Source organism: Pseudomonas sp. GL-R-19 (assembly GCF_019956375.1).
Classification (GTDB): Bacteria; Pseudomonadota; Gammaproteobacteria; order Pseudomonadales; family Pseudomonadaceae; genus Aquipseudomonas.
In genome coordinates this window covers 157,660-171,162 of the sequence record NZ_JAHBDJ010000055.1, presented here as the reverse complement: position 1 = coordinate 171,162, position 13,503 = coordinate 157,660, and the positions used below count along the sequence as shown (strand labels likewise).

Below are 13,503 nucleotides of genomic sequence, written 5' to 3'. Positions count from 1 at the left end.
GATAGGTACAATGGCGCGGCTCGCCGACAGGTGAGCGTCGTTATGGTGACCCTATCGGTCCCCCCGCAACGATCAACCGTGAACCCGGTCAGGCCTGGAAGGGAGCAGCCGCAGCGGTGACATTGTGTGCCGGGGTGTGGCTGGTAGGGTTACCACCTTAACGCCTTGCGAGTGTTCTCTCGCGTTATTTATCTGAAAACAGACTTTCACTAGCTGCCAGGATCTTGTCCGGGGCGGTTTTTTGTCGTTTCCGATTTATCCACAGCCGCAGGCTCGTTACCGATATACAGCCGAACTATCGCATCGATCTCCCCGGACATCTTCATCCGCACCAGGGTGCGCAGAATGAGCTGCACTGGCACTTGCGGATCGTTGCGTATATAGCAGCCGAGATTCTGCTCCTGCAGCACCGCCACGCTGTGCAACTGTTGGTCCGACAGCAGCCGTTGATTGAACCAGTCCAGGCTCCATTGATTGCTGACGGCATAGCGGTTGCGGCCGGCGAGGAGTTTTTCCAGCACCAGTTCCTGATTGCGTGCGTCGTCGCGATGCAGTTGGCCGGTGTCGAACAGCGGTTGCAGGGCCGGGTAGCTGTAGCCCAGCACGGTGCCGATGGGCTGATCTGGCAAATCCGCCGGGTTCACAGCAGTGGGGCGCGCGTTCCGGGTGATCAACAGGTCGGGCTGGGTAAAGAGCGGGATGCTCCAGAGGTAGTCGCCGGACTGATGGGGCAGCCATGATTGCGCGGCATAACAGCGGACATCGACTTCGCCTTGCTCCATGGCGTTTTGCACTCGCCCGCGGGGCAGTACATGGAATTCGGCCGGTACGCCGACCTGGGTCGCGAGGCTGAGCATCACGTCATACAGGATGCCCTGGGTCGGTTTGTCCTGTTCAAGTTGCACCATGGGCATGGTCCAACTGTCGGTTATCACGAAGCGCAGCGGAGCTTGCGCCGCCACGCCGTCCAGGCTGATCAACAGCAATGCCCCCAAGGCCAGCCGCATAAACACTCCGTTAATAGCCCCCGATGTGCAGCTTAGCCACAATACACGAGCGCACCGGATGCAATTTGTGCCTTGCTCCGCTAGCATTAGCCGCTTCTGCTTCCTTCGCTGCGACGGTTTTCGATGAGTTATCAGGTTCTTGCACGTAAATGGCGCCCGCGCTCGTTCCGCGAAATGGTCGGCCAGACCCATGTGCTCAAGGCTCTGATCAATGCCTTGGACAGCCAGCGGCTGCACCACGCGTACCTGTTTACCGGTACCCGGGGGGTCGGCAAGACCACCATCGCGCGGATCATTGCCAAATGCCTTAACTGTGAGACAGGAATCACTTCGACCCCCTGTGGCGAATGCTCGGTGTGTCGCGAAATCGACGAAGGCCGCTTTGTCGACCTGATCGAGATCGATGCCGCGAGCCGCACCAAGGTCGAAGATACCCGCGAGTTGCTCGACAACGTGCAGTACGCCCCGAGCCGTGGGCGCTTCAAGGTCTACCTGATCGACGAAGTGCACATGCTCTCCAGCCATTCCTTTAACGCGCTGCTCAAAACCCTCGAGGAGCCGCCACCCTACGTCAAGTTCATCCTGGCCACCACCGACCCGCAGAAACTTCCTGCAACGATTCTGTCGCGGTGCCTGCAGTTCTCCCTGAAGAACATGACGCCGGAACGCGTGGTCGAGCACTTGACCCATGTTCTGGGTGTCGAGAATGTGCCGTTCGAAGACGATGCGCTGTGGCTGCTGGGCCGCGCCGCCGACGGGTCGATGCGTGATGCCATGAGCCTGACCGACCAGGCGATTGCCTTCGGTGAGGGCAAGGTCATGGCCGCCGATGTGCGGGCGATGCTCGGGACCCTCGATCACGGGCAGGTCTACGACGTCCTGCATGCGCTGATCGAAGGCGATGCCAAGGCGTTGCTCGAAGCTGTCCGCCACCTGGCCGAGCAAGGCCCGGACTGGAACGGCGTGCTTTCGGAAATTCTCAATGTGCTGCACCGCGTTGCCATCGCCCAGGCCTTGCCGGAAGGCGTCGATAACGGTCACGGCGACCGTGATCGCGTGCTGGCACTGGCCCAGGCCCTGCCGGCTGAAGACGTGCAGTTCTACTACCAGATGGGCCTGATCGGCCGCCGCGACCTGCCGCTGGCACCGGATCCCCGGGGCGGCTTTGAAATGGTGTTGCTGCGGATGCTGGCGTTCCGCCCCGCAGACACCGCGGATGCCCCGAGGCAACCGCTAAAGCCAGTGGGGATCAGCCAGGCCACAGTTGATTCCGCAAACTCAGTGGCTGCCGCGCCGGTTGTTGCGCCGGTAGTCGCTGCGGCCGTTGCACCGATAGCGGCGGCGCCAGTGGCGACGCCAGCGCCTGCACCGGAACCGGTTGCGCCGGTCGTTGTGCCTGTTCCAGAACCTGCGCCTGTGGTTGAAGCGGTCGTGGTCGAAGAGGTTGTCGACTTGCCGTGGAATGACCCGGTCGAGCCCGCGCCCGTTCAGCAATCGGCGGTGGAGCCTGTACTGGAAACCGTCAGCGATCAACCCGAATTACCGCCGATGCCGTTGCCGACGCCGGACAGCGTGGTGCCGGACGCCCCGGAGTGGGCCGCCGCGCCGATCCCGGAACCTTCGGTGGCCGACGTCGATGCCGCGACGCCGGGCATGGACCTGGATGACGAGCCGCCGCTGGACGAGGATTACATCGAGCCGGACATGGATTCGGCCTACAGTTACCTCGACGAGCTGGCCAGCGAACATGCCGCCGATCCGGCTCCTGAGCCCGAGCCTGAGCCCGCGGCAATGCCGGCCACCGGTTTGGCCCTGCAATGGCTGGAGCTGTTTCCGAAATTGCCGATCTCCGGCATGACTGGCAGTATCGCCGCCAACTGCACGCTGATCGCGGTGGATGGCGACAATTGGCTGATGCACCTTGACCCGGCCCACAGTGCCTTGTTCAACGCCACTCAGCAGCGTCGCCTGAACGATGCGCTGAACCAGTATCATCAGCGCACACTGATCCTGAGCATCGAGCTGATCAAGCCCGAGCAGGAAACCCCGGCACAAGCGGCTTCGCGCCGCCGCGCCAACCGTCAGCGCGAGGCGGAGGAATCGATCCACGGTGATCCGTTCATCCAGCAAATGATGCAGCAGTTCGGTGCGGTGGTCCGTAACGATACTATTGAACCTGTCGACGCCCTGGTCGCTCAGGGCTAATAACTGAAGGCGCTCGGCCGCATGGGTCGGGGGCTGTTTTGATCCAAGTACTTTTGAGGTGATTACCATGATGAAAGGTGGCATGGCCGGCCTGATGAAGCAGGCGCAGCAGATGCAGGAAAAAATGGCCAAGATGCAGGAAGAGCTGGCCAACGCCGAAGTCACCGGTAAGGCCGGTGGCGATATGGTCACCGTGGTGATGACCGGTCGTCACGACGTCAAGAGCGTGACCATCGACCCAAGCCTGGTTGAAGGCATGAGCGAAGACGACAAGGAAATGCTGGAAGCGGTCATCGCATCCGCGGTCAACGATGCCGTGCGCAAGATCGAAGCCAACAGCCAGGACAAAATGGGTAGCATGACTGCCGGCATGCAACTGCCGCCGGGCATGAAACTGCCATTCTGATTCGCCTTCAGGCGGCAGATGAGTTACAAAAATGCCAGGCATAGCGCCTGGCATTTTTGTTTCTGGCTGTTAGGTATTTGTCGCCCGTGACGCCGCCTTCGCGAGCAGGCTCGCTCCCACAGGGGATTGCATTCCAAATGTGGGAGCTAGCCTGCTCGCGAAGAAGTCGCCCCCGGTCCAACTGAGTAAACATCGAACGCCATACCACCACAAAGGTCTGCTCCCTATATCACCGAGTCCCATCGATCACAGGAGACGCTGCCATGTCCGACCCCATGACCCTCAATCAACGCATTGTCCTGGCTTCACGCCCGATAGGCGCGCCAACGCCGGAAAACTTTCGCATGGAGCGGGTGGCGCTGCCGGATCTGGCCGACGGTCAGGTGCTGCTCAAGACCGTTTTCCTGTCGCTCGATCCCTACATGCGCGGACGCATGAGTGACGCACCGTCCTACGCAGCACCGGTGGAAATCGGCGAAGTCATGACCGGCGGCGCTGTCAGCCGGGTCGAACGCTCGCTCAATCCGAAGTTTCAGGAAGGTGATCTGGTGGTCGGTGCCACCGGTTGGCAAAGCCACAGCATCAATGACGGGCGCAGCATCATCCCCGTGCCATCGGGATTGCCAAGTGCGTCGATGGCCCTTGGCGTGCTGGGAATGCCGGGCATGACCGCGTATATGGGCCTGATGGACATTGGCCAGCCCAAGGCTGGCGAGACCCTGGTGGTTGCAGCGGCGTCCGGGGCGGTGGGTTCGGTGGTCGGCCAGGTGGCTAAGATCAAGGGCTTGCGCGTGGTCGGCGTGGCGGGTGGTGCGAAAAAGTGCCGTTATGTGGTCGACGAGTTGGGCTTCGACGCCTGCATCGACCACAGGAGCCCGGATTTTGCTGAGGAACTGGCGCAAGCCTGTCCCAAGGGGATCGACATCTACTACGAAAACGTCGGCGGCAAGGTATTCGACGCCGTGGTGCCGTTGCTCAATCCCAAGGCGCGGATTCCACTCTGCGGCCTGATTGCCTCCTATAACGCCTATGAAGCGCCGAGCGGGCCGGATCGCCTGCCACTGTTGCAGCGCACCCTGTTGACCAAGCGGGCGCGCATCCAGGGCTTCATCGTGTTCGATGACTATGGTGATCGCCAGCCGGAATTCCTCAGTGCCATGGCGCCCTGGGTGCGCGATGGCAAGGTCAAGTTCCGCGAAGACGTGGTCGATGGCCTGGAGCAGGCTCCAGATGCGTTCATCGGTATGCTGGAAGGGCGCAACTTCGGTAAATTGGTGGTTCGGGTTTCCCGTGACTGAGTAATTGACGCTGCAATTTGACGCTCAACCGAGGCGCGGGTATAAACCGCGTCTCGTTGTTTTGTCGGACTTTTCCACCATGAGCTTCAGCCCTTTGATTCGCCAACTGATCGACGCCCTGCGAATTTTGCCCGGCGTGGGTCAGAAAACCGCCCAGCGCATGGCGTTGCAGTTGCTCGAGCGTGACCGCAGCGGCGGCTCGCGACTGGCGCTGGCCCTGAGCCAGGCCATGGAAGGGGTCGGTCACTGCCGCTTGTGCCGAACGCTGACCGAAGATGATCTCTGCCCGCAATGCGCCGATACCCGTCGCGACGACACCTTGCTCTGCGTGGTGGAAGGCCCGATGGACGTCTATGCGGTGGAGCAGACTGGTTTTCGCGGGCGTTATTTCGTGCTCAAGGGGCATCTTTCGCCGCTCGACGGCCTGGGGCCGGAAGCCATCGGCATTCCGCAATTGATGGCTCGGATCGAAGAGGCCGGCACTTTCACCGAAGTCATCCTGGCCACCAACCCGACCGTGGAAGGTGAAGCCACCGCGCACTACATCGCCCAATTGCTCAGCAACAAAGGCCTGATCGCCTCGCGTATCGCCCACGGCGTGCCGCTCGGTGGTGAACTGGAGCTGGTGGATGGCGGGACGCTGGCGCATTCGTTTGCGGGGCGTAAGCCGATTTCTCTGTGATTTGAGTTGTTCGGGCTGACGCCTTCGCTGGCTTGCCAGCGAACCAGGCGCCTCGGCCTACCCGACTCACACAATCCTGTTGAAAACCAAGCAAGCGCTCGGTTAACTTCACTGACCCCTTCAGTGGAGCTCGCCGATGCCTGCCTTTCAGGAATACTTCGACCCCAGCCACCAATTGGTCCGTGACAGCGTCAGACGTTTCGTCGAGCGGGAGATTCTTCCTGATATCGAGCAGTGGGAAGAAGCCGAAAGCTTTCCTCGCGAGCTCTACCTCAAGGCCGGCGCGGCGGGGATTCTCGGCATCGGTTATCCGCAAGCCTACGGGGGCAGCCATGAAGGGGATCTGTTCGCCAAGGTGGCCGCCAGTGAAGAGTTGATGCGCTGCGGCTCAGGCGGGCTGGTTGCCGGCCTGGGCTCGCTGGATATCGGCTTGCCGCCCATTCTCAAGTGGGCCCGGCCCGAAGTGCGGGATCGTGTGCTGCCGCAGGTGCTGTCGGGAGAGAAGATCAGCGCCCTGGCCATTACCGAACCCGGCGGCGGCTCCGACGTCGCCAACCTGCAAACCCGCGCCGTGCGTGATGGCGATTTTTACCGGGTTAGTGGCAGCAAGACCTTTATCACCAGCGGTGTGCGCGCGGATTACTACACCGTTGCGGTGCGAACGGGTGAGCCAGGTTTCGCGGGCATCAGCCTGTTGTTGATCGAGAAGGGCACGCCCGGTTTCACCGTAGGGCGGCAGCTGAAGAAAATGGGCTGGTGGGCGTCAGACACAGCCGAACTGTTCTTCGATGATTGCCAGGTGCCCGCAGCAAATCTGATCGGCACCCAGAACATGGGCTTTGCCTGCATCATGGGCAATTTTCAGAGCGAGCGTCTGGCCCTGGCATTGATGGCCAACATGACCGCACAACTGGCGCTGGAGGAGAGCCTGAAATGGGCGCGCCAGCGCGAAGCCTTTGGCAAACCGATCGGCAAGTTTCAGGTGATCAAGCATCGCCTTGCCGAGATGGCGACCGCGCTGGAAGTGTCTCGGGAGTTCACTTACCGCCAGGCCGCGAAAATGGCGGCGGGGCAGAGCGTGATCAAGGAAATTTCCATGGCCAAGAACTTTGCGACGGATACGGCAGACCGGATCGTCACCGATGCGGTGCAGATACTCGGTGGGCTGGGTTATATGCGCGAGAGCCTGGTGGAGCGGCTGTACCGCGACAACCGGATCCTGTCGATTGGCGGCGGGACGCGGGAAGTGATGAACGAGATCATCAGCAAGCAGATGGGGCTTTGAAGATATCTGGTGAGGCTACTGACGCCATCGCGAGCAGGCTCGCTCCTACAGTGGATTGCATTCTTCCTGACAGAACGCGGTCGAATGTGGGAGCGAGCCTGCTCGCGATGGCGGTCTGACAGGCGCCACTTACTTATCGGAAAGGGCAAACTGCGTCAGGCAGAAGGTAGGAATACCCATGTCTTCCAGGCGCTGCGAGCCACCCAGTTCCGGCAGATCGATAATCGCCGCAGCTTCATGCACCCGCGCGCCCATGCGACGGATCAGGTTGGCGGCGGCAATCAGGGTGCCGCCGGTCGCGATCAGGTCATCGAACATCACCACCGAATCCCCCTCGCACAGGCTGTCGGCGTGCACTTCCAGGAAGGCTTCGCCGTACTCGGTCGCATAGCCCTCGGCCAGCACGTCAGCCGGCAACTTGCCTTGCTTGCGAAACAGCACCAGCGGCTTGTTCAACTGATAGGCCAGTACCGAACCGATCAGGAAACCACGGGCGTCCATTGCGCCGACGTGGGTAAAGTCAGCCTCGACGTAACGGTGGGCGAAGCTGTCCATCACCAGGCGCAGGGCCGTGGGCGACTGGAACAGCGGGGTGATGTCGCGAAAGATCACTCCCGGTTTCGGGAAGTCGATGACAGGGCGGATGAGGGATTTGATGTCGAAGGAATCGAAGGCCATAGTCGAGGAATCCTGGCAGGGCTGCAAACGACTCAGTATAACGGCGGCTGAACCGTTCCGCGCAGCCGCAACGGTTCGTTTCAGCTTTCCAGTGAGCCGCCGGCCAGGGCGCACAGCTGGATCGGGTCGATAATCCGGATTTCCTTGCCTTCTGCCGCAATCAGTTCGTTTTGCTGGAAGCGCGTGAAGACGCGGGACACGGTTTCCACTGCCAGGCCCAGGTAGTTGCCGATTTCGTTACGCGACATGCTCAGGCGGAACTGATTGGCGGAAAAGCCCCGGGCGCGGAAACGTGCCGAGAGATTGACCAGGAAGGTGGCGATGCGTTCGTCGGCAGTCTTTTTCGACAACAGCAGCATCATCTGCTGGTCGTCACGGATTTCGCGACTCATCACCCGCATCAGCTGACGGCGCAACTGCGGCAATTGCAGGGCCAGTTCGTCGAGGCGTTCGAAAGGAATTTCACACACTGAGGTGGTTTCCAGGGCTTGTGCCGACACCGGGTGCTTTTCGGTGTCCATGCCCGACAGGCCGACCAGTTCGCTGGGCAGGTGGAAACCGGTGAGTTGTTCTTCACCGGTGTCGCTCAGGCTGAAGGTCTTGAGGGCGCCAGAACGGACTGCGTAGACAGAATCGAAGGTATCGCCCTGGCGAAACAGGAATTCGCCTTTTTTCAGCGGCCGGCCACGTTTGACGATTTCGTCCAGCGCATCCATGTCTTCCAGATTCAGCGAAAGTGGCAGGCAAAGAGGGGCCAGGCTGCAATCCTTGCAATGGGCTTGATTATGAGCGCGCAGTTTTACTGGCTCGGACATTTCTTCAATCCTTGTGGGAATTCACACATAAGACGTAAGGGTAACTCACCATAGGATATCGAGGCCAGTCTGGGGCGCTTGCTTGCAGAATTAGATTACCCGTGAAAAACGCTGGCGACTGTGTTGTTCCAGGTACGCGTCGAACACCATGCACACCGAGCGCACCAACAATCGCCCGGCGGGCAGGATGGTGATCCTGTCGCGATCGAGTTCGATCAGCCCGTCTTTGGCCATGTCTTGCAACTGGGGCCAGAGATCGCCGAAATAGCCCTGGAAATCGATATTGAAGGCTTGCTCGATGTCGGCGTATTCGAGACTGAAATTGCAGATCAATTGCTGGATGACCGCGCGCCGCAGGCGGTCGTCCGCGTTGCACAGCAGGCCTCGGCAGGTGGCCAGTTGCGACGTGGCAAGGACGTTCTGATACTCGTTCAGGTCGCTGCTGTTCTGGCAGTACAGGTCGCCGATCTGGCTGATTGCCGACACGCCGAGGCCGACCAAGTCGCAATGACCGTGGGTGGTATAGCCCTGGAAATTGCGTTGTAGGGTCGATTCTTCCTGGGCAATCGCCAGCTCATCGTCGGGCAGGGCGAAGTGGTCCATGCCGATGTAGCGGTAGCCGGCCGTGATCAGTTGCTCGATGGTGCGATGCAGCATTTCCAGTTTCTGCGCGGGTGTCGGCAGTTCATTGCTGTTGATGCGCCGCTGCGGCATGAAGCGTTCCGGCAAGTGGGCATAGTTGAACACCGATAACCGGTCCGGTTGCAGGTGGATGACCTCTTCAACGGTACGAGCGAAATTCTCCGGCGTCTGTTTCGGCAGGCCGTAGATCAGGTCGATGTTGATCGAGCGAAACTGCAAGGTGCGGGCGGCATCGATCACCGCGCGGGTTTCTTCCAGGCTTTGCAGGCGATTGACTGCACGTTGCACTGCCGGGTCGAGGTCTTGCAGGCCGATGCTGACCCGATTGAAGCCCAGTTCGCGCAGCAGGCCCATGGTCGACCAGTCGGCCTCGCGCGGGTCGATCTCGATGCTGTAGTCGCCGGAGTCGTCGTCCAGCAAATTGAAGTGCTTGCGCAAATGCGCCATCAACTGGCGCAGTTCGTCGTGGCTGAGAAAGGTCGGCGTGCCGCCGCCGAAGTGCAGTTGCTCGACTTTCTGCGTGGGGTCGAGGTGGCAGGCGATCAACTGGATTTCCTGTTCCAAGCGCTGCAAGTACGGCTGCGCCCGGCCGCGATCCTTGGTGATGACTTTGTTGCAGGCGCAGTAATAGCAAATGTTCGCGCAGAACGGCACGTGCACGTACAGCGACAACGGGCGTTGAGCCTTGCGGCTGTCGCGCAGGGCATGGAACAGGTCGAAAGTGCCGACCTGGCTGTTGAACTGCGCGGCGGTCGGGTACGAGGTATAGCGTGGTCCCGCCAGGTCATAACGGCGGATCAGATCGGTGTCCCAACGAATGGCGTCGAGCATCATGCGGGCATTCCCCCGGATAGGCTGGCAGTGTTTGCGAGTCTAGGGAGAAGTGCGCAAAGGCATCTTGATTTGCATCAAAGGGTGTCAAGATCAAAAGATCGTCCGAACGCGGCCCGAGCCTTCGGCAGCTCCTACAGGTGTACGCCAATCCATGTAGGAGCTGCCGAAGGCTGCGATCTTTTGATCTTTGCTTTTTTTAATGCCCCATCAGCCAATGCTGATGCGGCCCCGGCAAGGTCCAGATGCCGAACAGCATCACCAGCAGTCCGCCCGCCATCCGCACACTGCGTTTGCGCAACAATGCGGTGACCCGCTCGGCGGCAAGGCCTGTCGCCAGCAGCACCGGCCAGGTGCCGAGGCCGAACGCGAGCATCAACAATGCGCTGTCCAGTGCGTTGCCCTGACTGGCTGACCACAGCAAGGTGCTGTAAACCAGGCCGCACGGCAGCCAGCCCCAGAGCGCACCCAACAGCAGCGCGCGCGGAACACTCGACACCGGCAGCAACCGGTTGGCGACTGGCTGGATATGCCGCCACAAGCCTCGGCCGAGGCTTTCGATGCGGGTCAGGCCGCTCCACCAGCCAGCCAGATACAGGCCCATGGCAATCAGCAGCAAGCCGGCAAGGATACGCAGGAACATCGCCGCCGGGCTGCTGGCCACGGCCCATCCGGCCAGGCCGATCAGCAGCCCGGCGCAGGCATAGCTCAGGATCCGGCCCAGGTTGTAGGCCAGCAGCAAGCGAAAGCGGCGGCTGCGTTGTTCCTTGGGAATCGCCAGGGTCAGCGCGCCCATCAAGCCGCCGCACATGCCCAGGCAATGGCCGCCACCGAGCAGGCCGAGGATCACTGCAGACACCAGCTGGGGCGCCAATTCAAGCATGGGGTGGGGCCTTGTCGTCCGTTTTGGCCGGTTGGCCGCTGGCCTCATCGACGGCGGCGGTGTGGTTCGGGTCCTGGTCGTCGAACAGGATGCTGTGGGCCGGGCCGTCGAGGTCGTCGTACTGACCGCTGTCGACCGCCCAGAAGAAGATATAGACGGCGATGGCCACGATCAGCAGCGCAGCGGGAATCATCACGTATAGAGCTGGCATCTGGACTCCATGCCCGCGCGGCTCAGGCCGGCAGCGGACGGGTTTCTGGCGTGGCGTCGAGGACGGGTGCGCTCGGCATTCGAGTCAGGCGCAGCGCGTTCAACACCACGGTCAACGAACTGATCGACATGCCCACCGCCGCCCAGACCGGAGTGATCCAGCCGAGGGCGGCGAAGGGCAGCATGAGGCCATTGTACAGCCCCGCCCACAGCAGGTTCTCGATAATGACCCGGCGGGTGCGCCGCGCCAGGCCGAAGGCTTGCACCAGCGCGTCGAGGCGGTTGGACAACAACACGGCGTCGGCACTGGTCTTCGCCAGGTCCGTGGCCGAGCCCATGGCGACGCTGATATCCGCCGCCGCCAGCACCGGCACGTCGTTGACCCCGTCCCCCAGCATCAACACCTTGCGACCTTCTTTGTGCAGTTGTTGCAGGACCTGCAGTTTGTCGTCCGGGCGCAAACCGCCGCGGGCTTCATCGATGCCCAGTTCGGCCGCCACACTGGCAACCATCGGCGAGCTGTCGCCGGACAACAGCAGCGTGCGCCAGCCACGCGCCTTGCACGCGGCCAGCAGTGCAGGCGCGTCGGCACGCAAGCGATCATCGAGGACGAGCCAGGCCAGCGGCCCCTGGCTGTCGCCGAGCAGAAGCCATTGGCCAGCTTCTTCGGGCATCGACGGCACCACGGCGCCGCTGAGTTCGCAGACGAAGCGAGGTTGGCCGATGCGCAGGCGTCGCCTTTCAACCAGCCCCTCCAGGCCGAGGCCCGGTGTGCTGTGGACTTCTTCGGCAGCCATCGGCGCGCGTCCGAAAGCACGGGCGATCGGGTGTTCGGACCGATTTTCCAGAGCGGCGGCGAGTCTCAGGCATTGAGCGCTGTCGAGCGCGCCGAGAGGGCGGATCGAGCGCAAGGCCAGGCGCCCTTCGGTGAGGGTGCCGGTCTTGTCGAAAATCACCGTGTCGATCTGGTTCAGGCCTTCGAGCACATGGCCACGCGTCAACAACAGGCCAAGTTTGTGCAAGGTGCCGGTGGCTGCGGTGAGAGCGGTGGGCGTCGCCAGCGACAAGGCGCACGGGCAGGTCGCCACGAGCATCGCCAGCACGATCCAGAAGGCCCGCGAGGCGTCCAGCTCCCACCACAGCAGGCCAATCGCGGCGGCGGCGATCAGCGACAACAGCAGGAACCATTGCGCGGCGCGGTCGGCGATTTCCGCCAGTCGCGGCTTTTCGGCCTGGGCACGATCGAGCAGGCGAACGATGGCCGAGAGGCGAGTGTCCTGGCCCAGGGCCTGAACCTCGACGGTCAGTGCGCCTTCGACGTTCAGGGTGCCGGCGGTGACCGCATCGCCGAGGGAGCGGGGTTGCGGCAGGTACTCGCCGGTCAGCAGCGACTCGTCGACACTCGACTGACCGTCGAGGATCTTGCCGTCAGCCGGAAGAATGGCACCCGGATGAACCAGCACTTGGTCGCCGACACGCAGTTCGCTGAGCAGAATGCGTTCGCTCTGGCCGTCAGGTGTCAATCGCAGGCACGAGGCGGGCAATAGATTTACAAGCTGCGCGGTGGCGGCGGCCGTGCGTTCGCGGGCGCGCCGCTCCAGATAACGCCCGGCCAGCAGGAACAGGGCAAACATGCCGACGGCATCGAAATACAGTTCGCCTACCCCAGTGATCGAGGTCCAGATCCCGGCGATGTAGGCACTGCCGATGGCCAGTGACACTGAAACGTCCATGGTCAGGTGGCGGGTGCGCAGGTCGCGCATGGCGCCTTTGAAGAACGGCGCGCAGCTGTAGAACACGATCGGGGTGGTGAGGAACAGTGCGACCCAGCGCAGGATGGTGTGCATTTCAGGGCTGAGATCGATGTTGAATTCCGGCCAGGTAGCCATGGTTGCCATCATCGCCTGGAACCACAGCAGCCCGGCCACGCCGAGCTGGCGCAGGGCCAGGCGGTTTTCGCTGGCCAGTTGTTCGCAGGCTTGGTCGGCCTGATACGGGTGTGCGGCGTAACCGATGTGGCGCAGTTCGCCGAGGAGCTGGCTCAGGGGTAATTGCCCATCGGTCCAGCGCACGTGCAGGCGATGGTTGGACAGGTTCAGGCGTGCTTCGGCCACGGCTGGCAAGGTGCGCAGGTGTTTTTCGATCAGCCAGCCGCAGGCCGCGCAACTGATGCCTTCCATCAACAGTGTGATTTGCGCCATTTCGCCTTCGTGGCGAACAAAGGGCTGCTGCACATCGGCGCGGTCGTACAGCGCCAGTTCGTCCACCAGTTGCACCGGCAGCGCCTCGGGGTTGGCCGAGGCTTCGCTGCGGTGCTGGTAATAGCTTTCCAGACCGCCGGCGACGATGGCCTCGGCCACGGCCTGGCAACCCGGGCAGCAGAATTCGCGGGACTCCCCGAGTACGACGGCGATGAAACGGTTGCCGGTCGGGACGGGCAGGGCGCAGTGGTAGCAGGGGAGTGGGGTGGTCATGGGCAATCTATGGTGTCTGGATGGGCCTCTTCGCTGGCAAGCCAGCTCCTACGCAGATTCGTGTGATCCTGTAGGAGCTGGCTTGCC

At 61.9% G+C, this 13,503-nt stretch carries 12 protein-coding genes and 1 other RNA gene; 6 read left to right on the top strand and 7 right to left on the bottom strand.

Features of this window, described 5'->3' with window-relative positions:
* Positions 1-52 precede the first annotated feature (52 nt).
* Positions 53-149, top strand: an RNA gene (gene ffs / locus KGA83_RS24145) — signal recognition particle sRNA small type.
* 60 nt (positions 150-209) lie between these two features.
* Here ffs and KGA83_RS24140 read toward each other — a convergent pair.
* Entirely contained in the window at positions 210-1,007 is a 798-nt protein-coding gene (locus KGA83_RS24140) for a substrate-binding periplasmic protein (protein WP_223531078.1), read from the bottom strand.
* A gap of 123 nt (positions 1,008-1,130) precedes the next feature.
* Here KGA83_RS24140 and dnaX point away from each other — a divergent pair, with 123 nt between their 5' ends.
* From dnaX to KGA83_RS24115, 5 genes are all read left to right on the top strand, one after another.
* Entirely contained in the window at positions 1,131-3,212 is a 2,082-nt protein-coding gene (gene dnaX / locus KGA83_RS24135) for a DNA polymerase III subunit gamma/tau (protein WP_223531077.1), read from the top strand.
* 67 nt (positions 3,213-3,279) lie between these two features.
* Positions 3,280-3,618: a YbaB/EbfC family nucleoid-associated protein gene (locus tag KGA83_RS24130; protein WP_007971455.1), complete on the top strand. Its 339-nt coding sequence runs from the start codon at positions 3,280-3,282 to the stop codon at positions 3,616-3,618.
* Between the two features lie 263 nt (positions 3,619-3,881).
* A complete protein-coding gene (locus KGA83_RS24125) occupies positions 3,882-4,916 on the top strand; it encodes an NADP-dependent oxidoreductase (RefSeq protein WP_108218885.1) in 1,035 nt (344 codons plus the stop codon).
* 79 nt (positions 4,917-4,995) lie between these two features.
* Positions 4,996-5,598, top strand: a complete 603-nt coding sequence (gene recR / locus KGA83_RS24120; RefSeq protein WP_007995809.1) for a recombination mediator RecR — start codon at positions 4,996-4,998, stop codon at positions 5,596-5,598.
* 136 nt (positions 5,599-5,734) lie between these two features.
* Positions 5,735-6,883 carry an acyl-CoA dehydrogenase family protein gene (locus KGA83_RS24115; RefSeq protein ID WP_223531076.1) on the top strand — a complete coding sequence of 383 codons (1,149 nt, stop codon included), beginning with the start codon at positions 5,735-5,737 and terminating at the stop codon, positions 6,881-6,883.
* A 129-nt stretch (positions 6,884-7,012) separates the two neighbouring features.
* Here the strand turns inward: KGA83_RS24115 and KGA83_RS24110 are convergent, their stop codons facing one another.
* The 6 genes from KGA83_RS24110 to KGA83_RS24085 all read right to left on the bottom strand — a co-directional run bounded on the left by KGA83_RS24110 (position 7,013) and on the right by KGA83_RS24085 (position 13,416).
* Complete coding sequence (locus KGA83_RS24110; protein ID WP_108218883.1) at positions 7,013-7,561, bottom strand: adenine phosphoribosyltransferase; 549 nt, start codon at positions 7,559-7,561, stop codon at positions 7,013-7,015.
* Positions 7,562-7,641: 80 nt separating this feature from the next.
* On the bottom strand, positions 7,642-8,376 hold the full coding sequence (gene fnr / locus KGA83_RS24105; protein ID WP_007995802.1) for a fumarate/nitrate reduction transcriptional regulator Fnr: 735 nt from the start codon (positions 8,374-8,376) through the stop codon (positions 7,642-7,644).
* Positions 8,377-8,466: 90 nt separating this feature from the next.
* Positions 8,467-9,849 (bottom strand): oxygen-independent coproporphyrinogen III oxidase, encoded by a 1,383-nt coding sequence (hemN, locus tag KGA83_RS24100; protein ID WP_223531099.1) that lies wholly within the window; start codon positions 9,847-9,849, stop codon positions 8,467-8,469.
* A gap of 199 nt (positions 9,850-10,048) precedes the next feature.
* Complete coding sequence (locus KGA83_RS24095; protein ID WP_108219174.1) at positions 10,049-10,732, bottom strand: sulfite exporter TauE/SafE family protein; 684 nt, start codon at positions 10,730-10,732, stop codon at positions 10,049-10,051.
* Positions 10,725-10,943, bottom strand: a complete 219-nt coding sequence (gene ccoS / locus KGA83_RS24090; RefSeq protein ID WP_056721958.1) for a cbb3-type cytochrome oxidase assembly protein CcoS — start codon at positions 10,941-10,943, stop codon at positions 10,725-10,727. Before ccoS ends, KGA83_RS24095 begins: the two co-directional genes overlap by 8 nt.
* Before the next feature lie 22 nt (positions 10,944-10,965).
* Positions 10,966-13,416 carry a heavy metal translocating P-type ATPase gene (locus KGA83_RS24085; protein ID WP_108219173.1) on the bottom strand — a complete coding sequence of 817 codons (2,451 nt, stop codon included), beginning with the start codon at positions 13,414-13,416 and terminating at the stop codon, positions 10,966-10,968.
* Positions 13,417-13,503: the final 87 nt, after the last annotated feature.

Bases quoted from the DNA above. Each gene is read 5' to 3' on its own strand.
- KGA83_RS24140 (WP_223531078.1), bottom strand. From the start codon at position 1,007: ATGCGGCTGGCCTTGGGGGCATTGCTGTTGATCAGCCTGGACGGCGTG.
- dnaX (WP_223531077.1), top strand. From the start codon at position 1,131: ATGAGTTATCAGGTTCTTGCACGTAAATGGCGCCCGCGCTCGTTCCGC.
- KGA83_RS24130 (WP_007971455.1), top strand. From the start codon at position 3,280: ATGATGAAAGGTGGCATGGCCGGCCTGATGAAGCAGGCGCAGCAGATG.
- KGA83_RS24125 (WP_108218885.1), top strand. From the start codon at position 3,882: ATGTCCGACCCCATGACCCTCAATCAACGCATTGTCCTGGCTTCACGC.
- recR (WP_007995809.1), top strand. From the start codon at position 4,996: ATGAGCTTCAGCCCTTTGATTCGCCAACTGATCGACGCCCTGCGAATT.
- KGA83_RS24115 (WP_223531076.1), top strand. From the start codon at position 5,735: ATGCCTGCCTTTCAGGAATACTTCGACCCCAGCCACCAATTGGTCCGT.
- KGA83_RS24110 (WP_108218883.1), bottom strand. From the start codon at position 7,561: ATGGCCTTCGATTCCTTCGACATCAAATCCCTCATCCGCCCTGTCATC.
- fnr (WP_007995802.1), bottom strand. From the start codon at position 8,376: ATGTCCGAGCCAGTAAAACTGCGCGCTCATAATCAAGCCCATTGCAAG.
- hemN (WP_223531099.1), bottom strand. From the start codon at position 9,849: ATGCTCGACGCCATTCGTTGGGACACCGATCTGATCCGCCGTTATGAC.
- KGA83_RS24095 (WP_108219174.1), bottom strand. From the start codon at position 10,732: ATGCTTGAATTGGCGCCCCAGCTGGTGTCTGCAGTGATCCTCGGCCTG.
- ccoS (WP_056721958.1), bottom strand. From the start codon at position 10,943: ATGCCAGCTCTATACGTGATGATTCCCGCTGCGCTGCTGATCGTGGCC.
- KGA83_RS24085 (WP_108219173.1), bottom strand. From the start codon at position 13,416: ATGACCACCCCACTCCCCTGCTACCACTGCGCCCTGCCCGTCCCGACC.